The sequence below is a fragment of the Streptomyces sparsus genome (assembly GCF_054776295.1).
Map to the genome: position 1 here is coordinate 1 of NZ_BAAHCA010001666.1, position 591 is coordinate 591.

A 591-nucleotide genomic window follows, 5' to 3' on the forward strand; every position below is an offset into this window, starting at 1 on the left:
ATGGGCCGGGCGGGTCGGGAAGGGGAGGGAGCGCGGGCAGCGCCGGCAGTGCGGTCCGCCCGTCCAGGTAGGCGAGCAGTTCGCCGATCCGCTCGTCGAAGCCGTCCGCGGCGTCCCGGTCGGCGCCGAGCGCGCGGCGCACCCCGTCGGTGAAGCCCACCGACCTGCCCAGGCCCACGTCGATCCGCCCGGGGTGGAGCGCCTGGAGCACCCCGAACTGCTCGGCGACGACCAGCGGCACGTGGTTGGGCAGCATCACCCCGCCGGTGCCGACCCGGATGCGGGAGGTGGCGGCGGCGACGGCAGCCGCCAGCACGGTGGGCGCGGAGCCGGCGATACCGGGCACCCCGTGGTGCTCGGCCACCCAGAACCGGTGGTACCCGAGCCCCTCGACGTCGCGGGCGAAGCGCACGGTGTCCCGCAGCGCGCTGCCCGGCTGCTCGCCCGCCCGGACGAGGGAGCGGTCGAGGACGGACAGGGGTGTGCGGAGATGTGCGTCCATGCCGTGGTCAACACCGGTGGCGCGGGGACATTCCCTGAGGTGGGACGGGTGCGGTGGTGGGGGCGGCGGGCCCGTCCGCCGGCGGGGGG

At 77.0% G+C, this 591-nt stretch carries 1 protein-coding gene; it reads right to left on the bottom strand.

Features of this window, described 5'->3' with window-relative positions; genetic code table 11:
- Window positions 1-502: MsnO8 family LLM class oxidoreductase (locus ACYVE9_RS30195; protein WP_461031036.1), on the bottom strand; the 502-nt coding region annotated here is incomplete at its 3' end.
- Window positions 503-591: the final 89 nt, after the last annotated feature.